Source organism: Pseudomonas sp. B329 (assembly GCF_023127835.1).
GTDB lineage: Bacteria > Pseudomonadota > Gammaproteobacteria > Pseudomonadales > Pseudomonadaceae > Aquipseudomonas > Aquipseudomonas synxantha_A.
The window spans coordinates 74,044-92,059 of sequence record NZ_SPKP01000011.1; the positions used below are offsets into that span (position 1 = coordinate 74,044).

21 protein-coding genes are annotated in these 18,016 nt (G+C 60.6%); 6 read left to right on the top strand and 15 right to left on the bottom strand.

Annotated features, from left to right (window positions below; all coding sequences use genetic code 11):
* Positions 1 to 17: 17 nt before the first annotated feature.
* Genes ureG through ureE form a run of 3 tightly spaced genes read right to left on the bottom strand, consistent with a single transcriptional unit; the run spans position 18 to position 1,828 of the window.
* Positions 18 to 632, bottom strand: coding sequence for an urease accessory protein UreG (gene ureG, locus E4P00_RS06720; RefSeq protein WP_248130990.1), 615 nt, complete (start codon positions 630 to 632; stop codon positions 18 to 20).
* Positions 633 to 656: 24 nt separating this feature from the next.
* The gene (locus E4P00_RS06725) at positions 657 to 1,331 is read right to left on the bottom strand and encodes an urease accessory protein UreF (protein ID WP_248130992.1); all 675 of its coding nucleotides are present in this window, start codon (positions 1,329 to 1,331) and stop codon (positions 657 to 659) included.
* Positions 1,328 to 1,828 (bottom strand): urease accessory protein UreE, encoded by a 501-nt coding sequence (gene ureE / locus E4P00_RS06730; protein ID WP_248130994.1) that lies wholly within the window; start codon positions 1,826 to 1,828, stop codon positions 1,328 to 1,330. Before ureE ends, E4P00_RS06725 begins: the two co-directional genes overlap by 4 nt.
* Positions 1,829 to 2,165: 337 nt before the next feature.
* Between ureE and E4P00_RS06735 the strand changes: the two genes are divergently transcribed.
* Entirely contained in the window at positions 2,166 to 2,663 is a 498-nt protein-coding gene (locus tag E4P00_RS06735) for a C40 family peptidase (protein ID WP_248130996.1), read from the top strand.
* A 4-nt stretch (positions 2,664 to 2,667) separates the two neighbouring features.
* Here E4P00_RS06735 and E4P00_RS06740 read toward each other — a convergent pair whose 3' ends face one another.
* Both E4P00_RS06740 and E4P00_RS06745 read right to left on the bottom strand, forming a co-directional pair.
* The gene (locus E4P00_RS06740) at positions 2,668 to 3,300 is read right to left on the bottom strand and encodes a TetR family transcriptional regulator (RefSeq protein ID WP_005784300.1); all 633 of its coding nucleotides are present in this window, start codon (positions 3,298 to 3,300) and stop codon (positions 2,668 to 2,670) included.
* A gap of 152 nt (positions 3,301 to 3,452) precedes the next feature.
* Positions 3,453 to 3,773: a hypothetical protein gene (locus tag E4P00_RS06745; protein ID WP_005784302.1), complete on the bottom strand. Its 321-nt coding sequence runs from the start codon at positions 3,771 to 3,773 to the stop codon at positions 3,453 to 3,455.
* Between the two features lie 357 nt (positions 3,774 to 4,130).
* On the opposite strand from E4P00_RS06745, the gene E4P00_RS06750 reads away from it, so the two are divergent.
* The gene (locus E4P00_RS06750; protein WP_248130998.1) at positions 4,131 to 6,197 is read left to right on the top strand and encodes an AsmA family protein; all 2,067 of its coding nucleotides are present in this window, start codon (positions 4,131 to 4,133) and stop codon (positions 6,195 to 6,197) included.
* 131 nt (positions 6,198 to 6,328) lie between these two features.
* On the opposite strand, the gene E4P00_RS06755 is transcribed toward E4P00_RS06750, so the two are convergent.
* Together E4P00_RS06755 and E4P00_RS06760 are read right to left on the bottom strand one after the other, a co-directional pair.
* The gene (locus E4P00_RS06755; RefSeq protein ID WP_005784304.1) at positions 6,329 to 6,859 is read right to left on the bottom strand and encodes a ferritin-like domain-containing protein; all 531 of its coding nucleotides are present in this window, start codon (positions 6,857 to 6,859) and stop codon (positions 6,329 to 6,331) included.
* 97 nt (positions 6,860 to 6,956) lie between these two features.
* A complete protein-coding gene (locus E4P00_RS06760; RefSeq protein ID WP_248131000.1) occupies positions 6,957 to 7,847 on the bottom strand; it encodes a DMT family transporter in 891 nt (296 codons plus the stop codon).
* Positions 7,848 to 7,944: 97 nt separating this feature from the next.
* Between E4P00_RS06760 and E4P00_RS06765 the strand changes: the two genes are divergently transcribed.
* The 3 genes from E4P00_RS06765 to E4P00_RS06775 all read left to right on the top strand — a co-directional run bounded on the left by E4P00_RS06765 (position 7,945) and on the right by E4P00_RS06775 (position 10,327).
* Positions 7,945 to 8,733: a helix-turn-helix transcriptional regulator gene (locus E4P00_RS06765; RefSeq protein ID WP_248131002.1), complete on the top strand. Its 789-nt coding sequence runs from the start codon at positions 7,945 to 7,947 to the stop codon at positions 8,731 to 8,733.
* Positions 8,734 to 8,804: 71 nt separating this feature from the next.
* Positions 8,805 to 9,104, top strand: coding sequence for a PsiF family protein (locus tag E4P00_RS06770; RefSeq protein ID WP_005784310.1), 300 nt, complete (start codon positions 8,805 to 8,807; stop codon positions 9,102 to 9,104).
* A gap of 209 nt (positions 9,105 to 9,313) precedes the next feature.
* Positions 9,314 to 10,327, top strand: a complete 1,014-nt coding sequence (locus E4P00_RS06775) for an AI-2E family transporter (protein ID WP_032878157.1) — start codon at positions 9,314 to 9,316, stop codon at positions 10,325 to 10,327.
* Positions 10,328 to 10,410: 83 nt separating this feature from the next.
* Here the strand turns inward: E4P00_RS06775 and E4P00_RS06780 are convergent, their stop codons facing one another.
* Complete coding sequence (locus tag E4P00_RS06780) at positions 10,411 to 11,679, bottom strand: Hsp70 family protein (RefSeq protein WP_248131004.1); 1,269 nt, start codon at positions 11,677 to 11,679, stop codon at positions 10,411 to 10,413.
* 239 nt (positions 11,680 to 11,918) lie between these two features.
* Here E4P00_RS06780 and E4P00_RS06785 point away from each other — a divergent pair, with 239 nt between their 5' ends.
* Positions 11,919 to 12,857, top strand: coding sequence for a DnaJ C-terminal domain-containing protein (locus E4P00_RS06785; RefSeq protein ID WP_032878155.1), 939 nt, complete (start codon positions 11,919 to 11,921; stop codon positions 12,855 to 12,857).
* A 45-nt stretch (positions 12,858 to 12,902) separates the two neighbouring features.
* Here the strand turns inward: E4P00_RS06785 and ureC are convergent, their stop codons facing one another.
* From ureC to urtE, 7 genes are all read right to left on the bottom strand, one after another.
* Positions 12,903 to 14,603, bottom strand: a complete 1,701-nt coding sequence (gene ureC / locus E4P00_RS06790) for an urease subunit alpha (protein ID WP_078820161.1) — start codon at positions 14,601 to 14,603, stop codon at positions 12,903 to 12,905.
* Positions 14,604 to 14,721: 118 nt separating this feature from the next.
* The gene (locus E4P00_RS06795) at positions 14,722 to 15,027 is read right to left on the bottom strand and encodes an urease subunit beta (RefSeq protein ID WP_122732365.1); all 306 of its coding nucleotides are present in this window, start codon (positions 15,025 to 15,027) and stop codon (positions 14,722 to 14,724) included.
* Complete coding sequence (locus E4P00_RS06800) at positions 15,024 to 15,557, bottom strand: GNAT family N-acetyltransferase (RefSeq protein ID WP_078820162.1); 534 nt, start codon at positions 15,555 to 15,557, stop codon at positions 15,024 to 15,026. The genes E4P00_RS06795 and E4P00_RS06800 overlap by 4 nt, the downstream gene beginning before the upstream one ends.
* A gap of 5 nt (positions 15,558 to 15,562) precedes the next feature.
* Positions 15,563 to 16,075 (bottom strand): GNAT family N-acetyltransferase, encoded by a 513-nt coding sequence (locus tag E4P00_RS06805; protein WP_248131006.1) that lies wholly within the window; start codon positions 16,073 to 16,075, stop codon positions 15,563 to 15,565.
* A 9-nt stretch (positions 16,076 to 16,084) separates the two neighbouring features.
* The gene (gene ureA, locus E4P00_RS06810) at positions 16,085 to 16,387 is read right to left on the bottom strand and encodes an urease subunit gamma (RefSeq protein WP_032878149.1); all 303 of its coding nucleotides are present in this window, start codon (positions 16,385 to 16,387) and stop codon (positions 16,085 to 16,087) included.
* 26 nt (positions 16,388 to 16,413) lie between these two features.
* A complete protein-coding gene (locus E4P00_RS06815) occupies positions 16,414 to 17,253 on the bottom strand; it encodes an urease accessory protein UreD (RefSeq protein WP_078820164.1) in 840 nt (279 codons plus the stop codon).
* A gap of 31 nt (positions 17,254 to 17,284) precedes the next feature.
* Complete coding sequence (urtE, locus tag E4P00_RS06820) at positions 17,285 to 17,983, bottom strand: urea ABC transporter ATP-binding subunit UrtE (protein WP_078820165.1); 699 nt, start codon at positions 17,981 to 17,983, stop codon at positions 17,285 to 17,287.
* Positions 17,984 to 18,016 lie beyond the last annotated feature (33 nt).

Consider the following 18,016-nt stretch of genomic DNA (forward strand, 5'->3'; position numbering starts at 1 on the left):
GGTTCCTTATGGGTTGATCAGGCGGCGGTCAGCAAGCCCTGGCGTTCGATGAAGGCGACGATGTCGTCCAGGCCGACTCCGGTTTTCTGGTTGCTGAACACAAAGGGTTTGCCGTTGCGCATCCGCTGGGTGTCGCTGTTCATCAACTCCAGCGAGGCGCCCACCAGCGGGGCCAGGTCGATCTTGTTGATCACCAGCAAGTCGGATTTGCAAATACCGGGCCCGCCTTTGCGTGGCAGCTTGTCACCAGCGGACACATCGATCACATAAATGGTCAGGTCTGAGAGTTCCGGGCTGAAGGTGGCCGACAGGTTGTCGCCGCCGGACTCCACCAGGATCAGGTCCAGGCCGGGAAAGCGGCGGTTTAGCTGGTCCCCGGCCTCAAGGTTGATCGAAGCATCTTCGCGAATCGCCGTGTGCGGGCAGCCGCCGGTCTCCACGCCGATGATGCGCTCCGGCGCCAGTGCCTTGTTACGTACCAGAAAGTCGGCGTCTTCGCGGGTATAGATGTCGTTGGTGACCACCGCCAGGTTATAGCGATCACGCAGCGCCAGGCACAGGGCCAGGGTCAGGGCGGTCTTGCCGGAGCCCACCGGGCCGCCGATTCCGACGCGCAGGGGTTGTGTGTTCATGTGCTTCTCCACAATAAAAAACGTTCAGGAACGAAACAGGCGGCTGTACTGGCGTTCGTGGGCCATGCACGCCAGGGACAGGCCAAAGGCGGCGCTGCCCAACCGCGCAGGGTCAATGCGCTCGGCGTCCTGCTGGGCTTGCTGTAGCAAGGGCAGCAGTTCGCTGGTCAGGCGTTGCGCGGCTTGCTGGCCCAGTGGCAGGGTTTTCATCAGCACGGCCAATTGGTTCTCCAGCCAGCTCCACAGCCACGCGGCGAGGGCATCGTCGGGGCTGATGTGCCAGGCGCGGGCGGCCAGGGCCCAGCCAAGAGCCAGGTGCGGTTCGCCGCGTTGTGCAAGGAACTCACGGGCGGTGCTGTCCAGTTCCGGTAAGCCATTGAGCAGTTGCTGCAGGGAGTAACCCATTTGCCGGCTCTCCTGATACAGCTCGCGGGTCTCACGGCTGGCGCGGTGTTCTTCGCACAATTGCGCCAGCCCAGGCCAGTCCTGTTCAGCGGCAGCGCGGCAATGGCTGAGCAACAGCGGCGCTTCGAAGCGCGCAAGGTTGAGCAGCAACTGATCGCTGATCCAGCGCCCTGCGCTCGCGGCATCCTGTACGCGGCCGTTGTCCACAGCCATTTCCAGGCCCTGGGAATAGCTGTAGCCGCCAATCGGCAACTGCGGACTGGCCAGGCGCAACAGCGCCCAGGCTGGGTTCATAGACGTACGCCGAACTGGTGCAGCTTGGGCGGGTAGTTGAAGTCTTCGTCGCCATGGCGCGAATGATGATGGCCGCCGCCGTAGGCGCCATGTTCCGGCTGGAACGGCGCCTCGATGGTTTGCGCGTCGGCGCCCAACTGTTCCAGCATCGCCTTGAGCACGTAGTCGTCGAGCAGGCGCAGCCAGCTGTCGCCGACTTGCAGGGCCACATGGCGGTTACCCAGGTGATAGGCAGCGCGGGTCAGTTCAAAGGCGTTGCGGCAAGTGACGTGCAGCAGTTGTTCAGGGCGGGCGCACACGCGTACGACACGTCCGTCTTCAGCCTGTAGGAACTCGCCATCGTGCAAGGGCGGCTGTCCACGCTCCAAAAACAGGCCGACGTCTTCACCGTCGGCACTGAAACAGCGCAGGCGGCTTTTGCTGCGGGCTTCGAAGTTCAGCAGCAACTCAGCGGCCCAGAGGGCTTGGGGGGCGATTCGGCGGTGGATCACCAGCATCGGTAGGCTTCCAGCTATGAGCGATAGCAGTGCTAGAGCAAGGGGCTTGCCAACCTGCTACTGGCGTAGGAGTTTCCTGTCAGTGCAGGTGGTTGCGCATGGATAGGGCATCCACGGGTTGTATAGATCGTTCAAATTTGGTGCACATGAGCGGTTATAGCACTGGAAAAGGGCGTTTTCCCTGAAAGAAGCCTGGTGCTGCATGAAATTTCTTTCATCCAATTATCCGTTGCGTTTTTAAGGATTTATCCTACAAAGACCCGAGAATCGGCCTTCGTGGGCTTACGTGATGGTTCTTTAACATTCGCGCCGTGTTTAATTCACCGCGATGTTCATCATGTTCAAGTCATTTATTTGTTCATTCATTGTCGGCCTGTCGTGTGTTATCTCGTCAGCCTCGGCCAATCTTCAACAGCCGCCGACTTTCGCTTCAAGCCATGCGGCGTCTTCGGTCGACGATGTGATCGACCGCGCCCATCAACTGCTCGGCACTCCCTACAAGTGGGGCGGTACGTCTGCCGAGCAGGGGTTTGATTGCAGCAGTTTCCTGGTCTATCTGTTCAAGACCGAAGCCAACATTCAGTTGCCGCGTACCACTGCGGCGATGCACCGTTCAACCGCTGCAACCATCAAGCGCACAGCGTTAAGACCGGGCGATGCCGTATTTTTCAAAGGCAACGGGCGAGGGCAGGTGAGTCACGTCGGGCTGTATATCGGCGAAGGCAAGTTCATCCATTCACCGCGTACCGGCAAGCATGTGCGTATCGATTCGTTGAGCAATAAGTACTGGAGCAAGAACTACACAACGGCCAAGCGTTTTCACAAGGCTGGCTGAGGGATTACTCGGTACTGCCCAGCCCTTGCCAGTGCTTGAGGCCGATAAAGATAAAGCGCAGTTGCTGGGTGATTTTCGCCTGGGGCGTGAGGTGAGCCGGCAGGGCATGGGCCGGTGGGTCGATGATATCGGGCAGGGTGGCAAACACGCTTTTGACGATCAGGTCGGCCATCACATGTAAACCTTCTGCATCCAGATGCTGCAATTTGGGCATCAGCGTCAGGTCGGCGGCCAGGTCGCGGGTGATGTCCTCGCGCAGGGCGCCGATGGCTTGGCGCACGGCCAGGCAGCCGCCGTACTGTTCGCGGGCCAAAAACAGGAATTGCGAACGGTTGGCCGAAACTACGTCGAGAAAGATCCGCACAGAGGCATCGATAATGCCGCCCATCACGAATTCGTTGTGGCGCACCAGGCGGATCGTGGCACGGAAGGTCTGGCCGACTTCGCTGACCAATACCAGCCCAAGCTGGTCCATGTCGGCAAAATGGCGATAGAAACCAGTTGGCACTATACCCGCTGTCTTGGCCACTTCGCGCAGGCTCAGGCTGCCAAACCCACGGCCACACTCCATCAGATGGCGGGCTGCGTCCATCAAGGCAAGGCGTGTCTGTTGCTTCTGTTCGGCGCGGGGCAGCATGAGCGGATGGGCTTTTGTCGGCAAGTACAGCGACGCACTCTAGCAAAAGCGCTTTGCCGGCGTCGAACTTGGCGGGGGCGAGGCGTGACGCGGTCTATATAAAAGCAAAAGCCCGATCGGCTGATCGGGCTTTTTTCTGGGCCACCACGGGCTTAGCTCTGTGCTTGATGCAGTTCTTGCAAACGGTCGGCACCACCTTCAGCAACGCCTTCGGTGTAGGCGCGTTTGTTGGCTTGTTCAGCACCGCCTTCTACCAGACCTTTCTCTTGCAGGCGATTGTAGCCATTTTCAGCGACAGCACCTTTGGCGTAGTCACGGTTTTCGTCTTCTTGCGAACCGCTACGCGCCACGGTTTGGCTAGTCTGCATGGCTTGAGCTTTGTTCTGTGGAGTGGCCTGTTCGGCGGCTGGCAGGGCGAAAGCGCTGGAAGCCAGGACAGATAACAGGACGGTAGCGAGTAATTGGCGTTTCATGATGGTTGCTCCTTGGGAGGGCGATAAAGTGGGTACAGGGCTAATGCTACTCTTGATAAGTCGATATAAAAGTTCATAAACACAATGGTAATAATCAACAGAATTGATTGTTCCCTGCAAAGGCTCTAGATCGAGCCTCTCAAGCACGCGGTTTTGCACCGATGTGGGTATTTTCGACACGAACCTGGGTAACAATGGTGCGTCTTCGATGGGGGGAATTGTCTGGTTGATCAGGAAAATTGCTTTTTTCGGCTAAATCCGCCGTTGCGTTAAACCCCCAGGCACTTTGCCAGTCGTAGTCCTATAAGCTGTTTAAAAGGCTGTTGCCCAGCCAGTCGTATTCAGGAGTCCTGTGCAATGACGCGCACTCGTAAAATTCTCGCTTGGAGCTGCGCCAGCTTCGTTCTGTTAATGGCCATCGTGGTACTGGTGTTGGTGTTCTTCGACTGGAACCGCATCAAGCCGCCGCTCAACGCCAAGGTATCCGAAGAACTGCATCGCCCGTTCGCCATCAACGGCAACCTCGCGGTGGTGTGGCAGCGCGAGCCCGATGAGGGCGGCTGGCGTGCCTGGGTGCCGTGGCCCCATGTGATCGCCGAAGACCTGACCCTGGGCAACCCGGATTGGTCGAAACAACCGCAGATGGTCACGCTCAAGAAGGTCGAGCTGCGCATTTCACCCCTGGCCTTGCTGGTGCAGCGCGTGGTTATCCCGCGCATTGACCTCACCGAACCCAGTGCCCAGTTGCAGCGCCTGGCCGACGGCCGCGCCAACTGGGCGTTCAAGTTCGATCCCAAGGACCCCGACGCCGAGCCCTCCAACTGGGTGGTGGATATCGGCGCCATCGGCTTTGACAAGGGCCATGTGACCCTCGACGATCAAACCCTCAAGACTCAGTTGGATGTGATCATCGACCCCTTGGGCAAACCCATCCCGTTTGGTGAAATCGTCGGGGACGTCGATGCCAAGAAGGCGCTGGAAAAAGGCTCGGCGCCTCAGGACTACGCGTTCGGCCTCAAGGTAAAAGGCCAATATCACGGCCAGAAGCTCGCCGGCACCGGCAAGATCGGCGGTCTGCTGGCCTTGCAGGACGCGACCAAGCCGTTCCCGCTGCAGGCCCAGGTGAAAGTCGCCGACACCAGCATCGCCCTGGCCGGCACCCTGACCGACCCGCTTAACCTCGGTGCCCTTGACCTGCGCCTCAAGCTCTCAGGCAGCAGCCTGGGCAACCTCTACCCGTTGACCGGTGTGACATTGCCGGATTCGCCGGCCTATTCCACCGACGGCCATTTGATCGCCAAGCTGCATGAAGCCAGCGGCGCCTCATTCCGCTACGAGAACTTCAACGGCAAGATCGGCAACAGCGACATCCATGGCGACCTGGCCTATGTCGCCAGCCAGCCACGGCCCAAGCTCAGCGGCGCGCTGGTGTCCAACCAATTGCTGATGGATGATCTGGCGCCGCTGATTGGCGCAGATTCCAACGCCGAGCAAAAAGCCCGTGGCGGTAAAAGCAAACAACCGGCGACCAAAGTGCTGCCGGTTGAAGAGTTCCGCACCGAACGCTGGCGCGAGATGGATGCCGACGTGGAATTCACCGGCAAGCGCATCGTGCACAGTGCCGACTTGCCCTTCACCGATCTGTATACGCACCTGGTGCTCAACGACGGCCAACTGAGCCTCGAACCCCTGCGTTTCGGCGTGGCCGGCGGCAAGCTCGATGCGCAGATTCGCTTGAATGGCCGCACCACGCCGATGGAAGGCCGCGCCAAGCTGACGGCGCGCAATTTCAAGCTCAAGCAGCTGTTCCCGACCTTTGAACCGATGAAAACCAGCTTCGGTGAGCTCAACGGCGATGCCGATATTACCGGGCGTGGTAACTCGGTGGCGGCACTGCTGGGAACCTCCAACGGCGACCTGAAGATGCTGATCAACGATGGCGCCATCAGCCGCAGCCTGATGGAAATCGCCGGGCTCAACGTGGGCAACTACGTCGTGGGGCGCCTGTTCGGCGACGAGGAAGTGAAGATCAACTGCGCAGCGGCGGACTTCGGTATCAAGACGGGCCTGGCGACCACGCGGTTGTTTGTGTTCGATACCGAGAACGCCATCATCTACATCGACGGCACCGCGAACATGGCCACGGAGCAGTTGGACCTGACCATCACGCCGGAGTCCAAGGGCTTTCGCTTGTTTTCGCTGCGCTCGCCGCTGTACGTCAATGGGCCGTTTATCAAGCCCAATGCTGGCGTGAAAGCCATTCCGCTGGCGCTACGTGGTGCAGGCATGGTCGCCCTGGGCGTTATCGCCGGGCCAGCCGCCGGCTTGCTCGCCTTGGTCGCTCCAAGTGGCGGAGAGCCCAATGAGTGCGCACCGTTGCTACAGCAGATGAAGGAAGGCAAGGCACCGAAAACCGTGAAGTAACTGTAGGAACCGCAAAGCAAATGTGGGAGGGGGCTTGCTCCCGATTGCAGTGTGTCAGTCAGTACATCGGGTACTGAACCACCGCTATCGGGAGCAAGCCCCCTCCCACATGGGTATTGCCGTGTTGCGGGTTACAGGTCTTGCAGAATATCCGCCATATCATCGGCGTGCTCTTCTTCCTGGGCCAGGATGTCTTCGAAGATGCGACGGGTAGTCGGGTCTTTATCGCCGATGTACTGGATGATTTCACGGTAGCTGTCCACCGCGATGCGCTCGGCTACCAGGTCTTCGTAGACCATCTCTTTGAGCGAGTTGCCTGCCACATATTGAGCGTGGGAGTTCTTCGACAGCAGGTCGGGGTTGAACTCCGGCTCGCCGCCCAGTTGCACGATACGCTCGGCCAGTTTGTCGGCGTGCTCGGCTTCCTGGGTGGCGTGTTCAAGGAACTCATCGGCAGCCACGCTGGCTTTCAGGCCGTTGGCCATGAAGTAGTGACGCTTGTAGCGCAACACGCAAACCAGCTCAGTGGCCAGCGACTCGTTGAGCAGGCGGATGATTTCCTGACGGTCGGCGTCGTAGCCTTCGGTCACGGCACCGTTTTCGACATTCTGGCGGGCGCGGCTGCGCAGGGTCGCAATGTCAGTCAAGTGTGCTTCAGTCATTTCAATCTCCTGGGGCTAATCCGGTTGTACGCCACGCTCTGCCGGCGTGATCGCTATAGGTTGTGAGTCCCGGGCCAGGCGAAAAGTTTTATCGGATTTAACAGGATGTGTCATGAGCACGTCTGACCGGTGTGGTCCAGCGCTCCGACAGGATCACTCCACCCAGGGTCAGCAAGCCACCCACCAGGTGATACAGCGCCAACTCTTCCTTCAACACCACTGCTGCGATCAGTGCGGTAATCAACGGCAGCAGGTTGAAAAACAGCGTGGTACGGCTTGGCCCCAGGGTCTTCACCGAGTGCATCCACGCCAGCGGCGCCAGCATTGAAGCCAGCAGGCAGGCGTACAGCACCAGCGGAATATTCGTCCAGCCCAAACCGGCCTTGGCCGAGAACAGGTACAGCGGCAGCAGCACCACCACCGCCACCAGCACCTGCAAATACAGCAGCACCAACGGCGGCAGGCGCAGTTGCCATTTTTTCAGCAGGGTGCTGTAGACCGCATAAGCCAGCGTCGCCACCAGCATCATGCCGTCACCCAGGTTGACCCCGTGTTGCAACAGCGCGCCCAGGCTGCCGGACGATACCACCACCACAACACCGGCGAACGACAGCACCGCGCCGGTCAGCGCGCCTAAGGTCAGGCGTTGCCCCAGGCTGATAATCGCGGCGGTCAACGCCATCAGCGGCATCAGCGAGAGGATGATGCCCATGTTGGTGGCGCTGGTCAGCGTGGCGGCGTAATAGGCCAGGCTTTGATACACCGCCATGCCCAGCACGCCGAGGATGAAGATCTTGCCCAGGTTGGGACGGATAAGCGGCCAGTTGGCAACGACCGGCTTGAGCATGAACGGGGTGAACAGCAGTGCTGCGAACAGCCAGCGGTAAAAGCCGATTTCAGCCGGGAAAATCGAGCCCACGGCCAATTTGTTGACCACGGTGTTGCCGGCCCAGATAAAGATGGCCAGCAGCGGATACGCGTATTGCATCGAAAGAAACCCAGTGTATTGACGAGGCGCGATTATCCCCTGTCTGGATCGAAGCCTATACTGCGATCCAGACAACCGACCTCTGAATCCAGACAACATGCCCCGACATACCGTACGCCTGGCGGATTTCCCCCGCCTGCCGAGCCCTGTGTACTTTCGCTATTCCGATTTCGCACCCGATACCGAGTGCACCCCGCACCGGCACAGCTGGGGGGCATTGGACTATTCAGCCAACGGCGTGATGCGCATGGAGGTGGCTGGCAGCCGTTTTATGTCGCCGCCGCAGTACGCGGTGTGGATTCCGCCCAATACCGAACACAGCTCCTACAACGCCCAGGCGATTGTCTATCGTTCGGTGGGCTTGGCGCCGACGCTCTGCGAGCAGCTGCCGCAAGCGCCGTGCACGCTGACGATCAGCGATATTCTCAAGGCCATCCTCAGCGATTTCGCCCAGCGCGACGTGAATATCCCGCAATCGGACGCGGATATCCGCCTGGCCCAGGTGCTGGTGGACCAACTCAAGCAGGCGCCGATCCATGATGGCTTCCTGCCCTACGCCCGCCACCCCGGGCTGCTGGGGGTGCTGGAAGGTATGCAGGCGCAGCCCGCCGACAATCGCCCGCTCGGGCAATGGGCTGAGCAGGTACATGTGAGCGAACGCACCCTGGCGCGTCAGTTTGTGCGCGAGCTGGGTATGAGTTTTGGTGAATGGCGCCAGCGCCTGCGCTACCTGGCGGCCATCGAAGCCCTGGACAGTGATCGCAGCGTGCAGCACGTGGCGTTTGATTTGGGCTACAGCACCGCCTCGGCATTTATCGCCATGTTCCAACGCCATGCTGGCTGCACCCCGGAGCACTACCGACGGACGAATATTCGTGGCCGGTGAAGTTGTAACAGCTTTTGACTACACTGCGCTGTAGGCCGTGCCCGTCGGCACGGTAACAGGGAGAAAACTCCATGAAGATGCTGCGTATTCCGTTGTTGATGATGGGCCTGCTGTTGTGTTCACAAGGTTTTGCCGCCACTGCCCAGCAGAACAAAATGACCACCTGCAATGCCGAAGCCACCACCAAGACCCTCAAGGGCGATGACCGCAAGGCCTTCATGAAGACCTGCCTGTCGGCGCCTGCCGCCAACGATGCCAAGACCCTGACGCCGCAGCAGCAGAAGATGAAGGACTGCAATGCGTCGGCTAAAACCAAAGCGTTGACCGGCGATGCGCGTAAAACATTCATGAGCACCTGCCTCAAAGGTTAATCACGATTTCGCAGGCGCTGCAGATCAAATGTGGGAGGGGGCTTGCTCCCGATAGCGCCGTGTCAGTCAATCGATTCATTGGCTGATCCTCCGTAATCGGGAGCAAGCCCCCTCCCGCACTTGATCGCATTCACAGTCGTCCCCCCTCGCTTGATGCCTGCAACGCTGGCAGACTGCCCATCCTTTAACGCCGTTCGTTTTGAGGCTGTATGCCAACGTTTTCTCAGCGTCATGTGTTGTTGCTGGCCAGCTACATCATCATTTTCGGCGGGTTGCTGCTGGTGCTGCCGCTCAAATTGCTGCCCAGCCTGCTGGCCGGCCTGTTGGTCTATGAACTGGTCAACATGCTCACTCCCCAACTGCAACGGCTGATCGAAGGCCGGCGCGCCCGTTGGCTGGCGGTGGCCTTGCTCGGCACCCTGATCGTCAGCGTACTCACCTTGATCTTCGCCGGCGCCATCAGCTTCCTGCTCCACGAAGCTGAAAACCCCGGGGCTTCCCTGGATAAATTCATGGGCGTGGTCGACCGCGCACGCGGCCAGTTACCGCCGTTCATCGACGCCTACCTGCCCGCCAGCGCCGCCGAGTTTCGCGTGGCCATCGGCGACTGGATGAGCAAGCACTTGAGCGAACTGCAACTGGTCGGCAAAGACGCCGCCCATATGTTCGTCACCTTGCTGATCGGCATGGTGCTCGGCGCCATCATCGCCCTGCAACGGGTGCCCGACCTGACCAAACGCAAACCCCTGGCCGCCGCGCTGTTCGACCGTTTGCACCTGCTGGTTCAGGCGTTTCGCAACATCGTCTTCGCCCAGATCAAAATCGCCGCGCTCAACACGGCTTTCACCGCCGTGTTTCTCGCCGTGGTGCTGCCGCTGTGCGGCATTCACCTACCGCTGACCAAAACCCTGATCGTGCTGACCTTCCTGCTTGGCTTGCTGCCGGTGATCGGCAATCTGATGTCCAACACCCTGATCACCATCGTCGCGCTGTCGCTGTCGATCTGGGTGGCGGTAGCGGCGCTGGGGTATTTGATCGTGATCCACAAGGTCGAGTACTTCCTCAACGCGCGCATCGTCGGCGGGCAGATCAGTGCCAAGTCGTGGGAGTTACTGCTGGCGATGCTGGTGTTTGAAGCCGCGTTCGGTTTGCCGGGGGTGGTGGCAGGGCCGATTTATTATGCGTATCTGAAGAGTGAGCTGAAGTTGGGTGGGATGGTTTAGGCGCAGATGCGAGTTACAAGCTGCAAGCGGCAAGTGGAAGCAGATTGGCTTTTACTTGCCGGTTGCAGCTGAAAACTTACCGCTTAAGACCCATAACGCTTGCTGGCCTCAATCGCCAAACCGCTGCCGATACTGCCGAAGATATTGCCTTCCACATGCCGCGCATTCGGCAGCATCGCCGAGATACTGTGGCGCAACGCGGGGATGCCGCTGGAACCACCGGTGAAGAACACCGTGTCCACCTGGGCCACGCTCACCGAGGCGTCATTGAGCAATTGCGTGACACTGCCGCGCACGCGTTCAAGCAGGTTGTCGATGGAGGACTCGAACAGCGCCCGGCTCAGGTCCACGCTCAGGCCGGCTTCGATACGATCCAGTGGCACATGGCGGCTGTCTGCCTGCGTCAGCTGGATCTTGGTTTCTTCCACTTCCATCGCCAGCCAGTGCCCGGCGCGCTGTTCGATCAGCTTGAACAGGCGGTCGATGCCGCCGGTGTCTTCGATGTCGTAGCGCATGCTGCCCAGGGCCAGCTGGGACTTTTGCGAGTACACCGAGTTGATGGTGTGCCAGGTCGCCAGGTTCATGTGGTGGCTGGTAGGCATGTAGGCGCCGCTCTTCATGCGGCTGCCGTAGCCGAACAGCGGCATCATGCCGGCCAGCGAGAGTTGCTTATCGAAATCGGTTCCGCCGATGTGCACGCCACCGGTGGCGAGGATGTCGCTCTGGCGGTTGTCGTTGTGACGGCGGTCCGGCGACAGGCGCACCAGGGAGAAGTCGGAGGTACCACCGCCGATGTCGACGATCAGCACCAGCTCCTCTTTTTCAATGGTGGACTCGTAGTCGAACGCCGCCGCAATCGGTTCGTACTGGAACGAGATGTCCTTGAAGCCGATCTTGCGCGCCACGTCCACCAGGGTGTTCTCGGCTTCCTGGTCGGCCATCGGGTCGTCATCGACGAAGAATACCGGGCGGCCCAATACCACTTCTTCGAACTCACGCCCCGCGTTGGCTTCGGCGCGGCTCTTGAGTTGGCCGATAAACAGCGCCAGCAGGTCGGTAAAAGGCATTGCAGTGCCAAGCACGCTGGTGTCGTGCTTGATCAGCTTGGAACCCAGCAGGCTCTTGAGCGAGCGCATCAAGCGGCCTTCGTAGTTCTCCAGGTATTCGTGCAGCGCCAGGCGACCGTACACCGGGCGGCGCTCCTCAAGGTTGAAGAAGACCACCGACGGCAGGGTGATTTTGTCGTCCTCCAGCGCGATCAGCGTTTCCATGCCGGGGCGGATCCAGCCGACGGTGGAGTTGGACGTGCCGAAGTCAATGCCGCAGGCACGGGCTGGGGATGGGTTTTTCATGTCTATCGGGTTCCGGTTGAAAAACGGCCGCGCAGTGTATGCCAGTCGCAAGCGCTTGCGTAGGCCAACCATCCGTTAAATCGTGCTTGAAAGTACGGGATTTGCCCCCACATCTGTTGCATACGGCTGATGCCGATAACACTTTGACGTACCCCCCAGGCCGCAACCCTCACCAGGTGCAAACCAGCGCACGTTGCGCCCCGGGCAGTGCGATCTCGATAAAGGATGGTGAACCGTCGATGGATTTCAAAGATTACTACAAGATTCTGGGTGTCGAGCCGACGGCCGATGACAAGGAAATCAAGGCTGCCTATCGCAAGCTCGCGCGCAAATATCACCCCGATGTGAGCAAGGAAAAAGACGCCGAAGAGAAATTCAAGGACGCGTCCGAAGCCTATGAAGCGCTTAAAAGCGCCGATAAGCGAGCCGAGTACGACGAATTGCGCAAATACGGCCAGCATGGCCAGCCGTTCCAGGGCCCGCCGGGCTGGCAGAGCCGTGGCGGCTTTGGCGGTGGCCAGGACGCGGGCGATTTCTCGGACTTTTTCAGCTCGATCTTTGGCTCGCGCGGCGATGCTTTCGGTGGTGGTCAACGTCGTCCTACCGGGCGCAAGGGCCAGGATGTGGAGATGCAGCTGTCGGTCTCCCTTGAGGAAACCCTGTCGGCCGAGTCCAAGCAGATCAGCTTTCAGGTGCCGCAATACGACGCCTCTGGCCGGCATGTCAGCAATAGCGTCAAGAGCCTGAATGTGAAGATCCCCGCCGGTGTAGCCGACGGCGAGCGCATCCGTCTCAAGGCCCAGGGCGCGCCAGGCATTGGCGGTGGCGCCAATGGCGACCTGTACCTGATCATCAAGTTTGCGCCGCACCCCAAGTTCGAGGTCGATGGCGAGAACCTGGTCATCAACCTGCCGCTGGCCCCGTGGGAGTTGGCCTTGGGTGCGGAAGTGGCAGTGCCGACCCTGACCGGCAAGATCAACCTCAAGGTGCCTGCCGGCAGCCAGAATGGCCAGCGTATGCGCGCCAAGGGCCATGGCTTGCTGAACAAGGCCGGGCAGCGTGGCTACCTGTTCATCCAGTTGAAGGCGGTCATGCCCCCTGCGGGCAATGAGGATGTGAAAGCGTTGTGGCAGGAGCTGGCGCAAAAAGCCGCTTTTAACCCACGCGAGCAGTTCTAAGGTCCTGTGGCGAGAGAGCAAGCTCCCTCGCCACATGAGTTTGAGCTAGAACAGGAAATATCGCTGCGCCATCGGCAGGACTTCAGCCGGTTCACACCACAGCAGTACGCCATCGGCCTTGACCTGATAGGTCTGCGGATCAACCTCGATATCCGGCAGGTAATCGTTGTGGATCAGGTCGCTTTTCTGCACATCGCGGCAGCCCTTGACCACTGCAATCTGCTTCTTCAATCCCAGGGCTTCGGGCAGGCCGGCGTCCTGTGCCGCCTGGCTGATAAACGTCAGACTGGTGGCGTGCAGTGAGCTGCCGAAGCTGGCGAACATCGGGCGGTAATGCACCGGTTGCGGTGTGGGAATCGAGGCGTTGGCATCGCCCATCAGGCTCGACGCAATCGCGCCGCCCTTGAGGATCAGGGTCGGCTTGATACCGAAAAACGCCGGGCGCCACAACACCAGGTCCGCCCATTTGCCGACTTCGACGGAACCGACGATATGGCTCACGCCGTGGGTGATCGCCGGGTTGATGGTGTACTTGGCGATGTAGCGCTTGGCGCGGAAGTTGTCGTTGCCGGGGCCGTCACCCGGCAGTGGGCCGCGCTGTTTTTTCATCTTGTCGGCGGTCTGCCAGGTGCGCGTGATCACCTCGCCGACACGGCCCATGGCCTGGCTGTCTGAACTGATCATCGAGAACGCGCCGAGGTCATGCAGGATGTCTTCGGCGGCGATGGTCTCGCGGCGGATGCGGCTCTCGGCGAAGGCCACGTCTTCGGCGATGCTCGGGTCCAGGTGATGACACACCATCAGCATGTCCAAGTGCTCGTCGATGGTGTTGCGGGTGAATGGCCGCGTCGGGTTGGTAGAACTGGGCAGCACGTTCGGGTAACCGCACGCCTTGATGATGTCAGGTGCGTGGCCGCCACCGGCACCTTCAGTGTGGTAAGTGTGAATGGTGCGGCCCTTTAGCGCGGCGAGGGTGGTTTCGACGAAGCCCGACTCGTTGAGGGTGTCGCTGTGGATCGCCACCTGCACATCGTACTGGTCGGCGACGCTCAGGCAGTTATCAATGCTGGCAGGCGTGGTACCCCAGTCTTCATGCAGCTTCAAACCAATGGCACCGGCCTTGACCTGCTCGATCAATGGCTCGGGCAAACTGGCGTTGCCCTTGCCGGTGAACCCGATGTTCATCGGGAACGAATCACTGGCCTGCAGCATCCGCGCAAGGTGCCACGGCCCCGACGTGCAGGTGGTGGCATTGGTACCGGTGGCCGGCCCGGTGCCGCCACCGATCATGGTGGTGACGCCGCTGGTCAGTGCTTCTTCGATCTGCTGCGGGCAGATGAAGTGCACATGGGAGTCGATGCCGCCGGCGGTGAGGATCATGCCTTCACCGGCGATCACTTCGGTGCTGGCGCCAATGGCCATGGTCACGCCGGGCTGGATATCCGGGTTGCCGGCCTTGCCGATGGCATGGATGCGACCGTTCTTCAAGCCAACGTCAGCCTTGACGATGCCCCAGTGGTCAATGATCAGCGCATTGGTGATCAGGGTGTCCACTACCTCATGGGCGAGCAACTGGCTCTGGCCCTGGCCGTCACGGATCACCTTGCCGCCGCCGAATTTGACTTCTTCGCCATAGACGGTGAAGTCCTGTTCGACTTCGACAAACAGCTCGGTGTCGGCCAGGCGGACTTTGTCGCCGACGGTTGGGCCATACATGTCGGCGTAGGCTTGGCGGCTGATTTTCATGTGGTTGCCCTGATTAATTGTGTTGAATGTGAGATCGCTATCGCGGGCAAGCCCGCTCCCACATTTTGATTTGTGAACACTGTCAAAAGGTGGGAGCCGGCTTGCCTGCGATGAGGCCCTAGAGGTCGCCCATAATTCGACCGGCAAACCCGAACACCCGGCGCCCGCCGCTCAAATCGACTAACTCCACCTCCCGACGCTGCCCCGGCTCAAACCGAACCGCCGTGCCTGCCGGAATATTCAGGCGCATACCGCGGCTCGCTGCACGGTCAAATTCCAGCGCGTCATTGGTCTCGAAAAAATGGTAATGCGAGCCCACTTGAATCGGCCGGTCGCCGCTATTGGCCACGCTCAAGGTGACGGTGCGGCGGCCGACATTCAGTTCGATCTCGCCAGGCTGGATCTGATATTCACCAGGAATCATGCCGGTTGCCCCAGGGTCTTGTAGTAGATGGCGGTCGGGCTGTAGCGCCCGTCCGGGCTTTGGCAGTAATCGGGCAGCTCACCGATCTTGATGTAGCGCAGCGACTGATAGAAGGCTTCGGCGCCGGAGCCGGCCTCGGTGTCCAGATACAGCAGGCCGCGCTTGTGCTGGCGTGCGGCGAGCTCCAGGCTGTGCATCAATTGCTGGCCCAGGCCATGGCGGCGGGCGCTGCTGTGCACCAGCAACTTTTGCACTTCGGCGCGGTTGAGGCCATTGGCCTTTTGGCACAGCGCCAGTTGTACACTGGCGACTACCCGTTCTTCACGTACCACCACCCACAACAGCAGGCTGGCGTCTTCGATACCGGCTTGCACGCCGGTCAGATACTCGCGGGCCTGGGCCTCATCGAAGTCGGCCATAAAGCCCACCGACGCGCCATGCTGCACCGCGTCCAGCAACAGCTCGATCAAGCCCAGGCGGTAATGGGCGAAACTTTCAGCATTGACTCGACGCAGTTGTGCAGCGCTCATCGATCTCACTCCTTGGGCGGTTCGGCGCCCGGATTCAACGTCAGTTGCATAAAGGTCAGGTCCAGCCAGCGGCCGAACTTGATGCCCACTTGAGGCATCTGCCCGGTAATGGTGAAACCCAGGCGCTCATGCAGGCGGATCGAGGCCAGGTTGCCGCTTTCGATGGCGGCGACCATGACGTGCTTGCCGCAGCTGCGGGCGCGCTCGATCAGGGCCTGCATCAGGAGTGGACCGAGGCCTTTGCCGCGCTGGTCATTGCGCACGTACACCGAGTGTTCGACGCTGTAGCGGAAGCCTTCGAAAGGTCGCCAGTCGCCGAATGAGGCGTAGCCGGTGACTTCGTCGTTTTCCACCGCGACCAGGATCGGGTACTGCTGCGCCTGGCGTGCGCTGAACCAGGCTTGGCGGTTGGCCAGGTCCACCGGTTGTTCGTTCCAGATCGCTGTGGTGTTGAGCACCGCGTCGTTGTAGATGTCGCGGATCGCCGGCAGGTCTTGCTCGGTAGCATCACGAATCATGGCCGGGCCTCACGCGATTGGCTGGTGGACAGTCACCAGCTTGGTGCCATCGGGGAAGGTGGCTTCCACCTGGATATCCGGGATCATTTCCGGGATGCCTTCCATCACTTGCTCGCGGCTGAGCAAGGTGGTGCCGAAGTGCATCAACTCGGCCACGGTGCGGCCATCGCGAGCGCCTTCCATCAGCGCGGCCGAGATATAGGCGATGGTTTCCGGGTAGTTGAGCTTCACGCCGCGCGCCAAGCGGCGCTCGGCCACCAGGCCGGCGGTGAAGATCAGCAGTTTGTCTTTTTCCCGTGGGGTCAGGTCCATGGTTCAAGGTCCTTTAAATGCATTCTTCATGTGCTCCAGATTCTCGGTGATATCGCTTCTCGGCCCAATACGGCCGGGCGCAGCAATCGCCATAAATCAATCAACCACCCCCGCGCCAACAGCGCTTCCTCGGCCAGACAACGCGCCACCAGCAACCCAGGCAGTTGGGTCAAATCTCCGCGCACCGCGTGGGGCAGCGAGCGGCAACGCTCAAGCAATTCAGGATCGACCTCACCCGTCACCAGCAACGTGGCAAACACCGGCTGCCCATCCAGCCCGATGGGCGAATCCAGCAACCCATCGGCGCCCACAATGCGCTGGCGCTCATGCCAGAGCAACTGGCCGTCGCGGCGAATATCCAGGTGTGATTGAAAGTGGCCGAGGTCGAACCGCTCGCCGCTGGCCGGGCGCCCCAGGGCGACCACGTCCCAGTAGAACAACCGCGCATCGCCCGAGAGCTCGATGCGCGTAGTGAGTTCGGCCTGGGCGGCGCTGAACACGATGGTTTCCTGGGGCAGCCATTCCAGGGTCGCGCCGGCCTCGACGGTCAACTCAAGTTGCTGAAATGCCGGGCCGCTGGCGCGGTACCACTTGGCGGCGCCGGGGCTGGTCAACTGCGCCCATGCACCGGCGCTGACGTGGGCGCTGATGTCCAGGCGATCGCCGCCGGCAATTCCGCCGGGCGGGTGCACGATGATGTGCTGGCACACCTGGGGGCCTTCGGCGTACAGGTGCTTTTGCACGCGCAGCGGGCCCAGGTGGCGGCGCAATACCGGGCGCGTGGTGTCGCCGAAACGCGCGTAGCCGAGTTCCAGCGCGGCGTGCCAGCTGGGGGTGAACAGGGCAGGGGAAACGGGCAGGTTCATGGTTTTTGGCTTAATGTCGTGACGCCACAGATTAGATGGTTACGAGGCCGCGTACACCTTCGCTCTCCATATTTTCACCGCGGCCCTGCTGCACGATTTCACCGCGTGACATCACCAGGTAGTGGTCGGCCAGTTCGGCAGCGAAGTCGTAGAACTGCTCCACCAGCAGGATCGCCATGTCGCCACGCTCGGCAAGCTTCTTGATCACCGCACCGATCTCCTTGATCACCGACGGCTGGATACCTTCGGTGGGCTCATCGAGGATCAGCAGGCGCGGGCGGCTGGCCAGGGCGCGGCCAATCGCCAACTGTTGCTGCTGGCCCCCGGACAAATCGCCGCCGCGTCGATGCTTCATCTGCAGCAACACCGGAAACAGCTCGTAGATGAACGCGGGCACTTCCCTGGCTTCGGAACCGGGGAAGCGCGACAGCCCCATCAGCAGATTTTCTTCCACCGTCAGCCGGCCAAAAATCTCCCGGCCCTGAGGCACATAAGCGATCCCGGCATGGACACGCTGGTGCGGCTTGAAGCCGGTGATGGCCTTGCCTTCCCAATTTACCGCGCCCTCCTTGGCCGGCAGCAAGCCCATCAGGCACTTGAGCAGGGTGGTCTTGCCCACGCCGTTGCGGCCGAGCAGGCAGGTGACTTCGCCGATTTTCACGTCGAAGGACAGCCCGCGCAGGATGTGGCTACCGCCGTAGTACTGGTGCAGTTTGTCGACTTGCAGCATTCTCAATACCTCTTCAATCCCCCTGCGGGAACC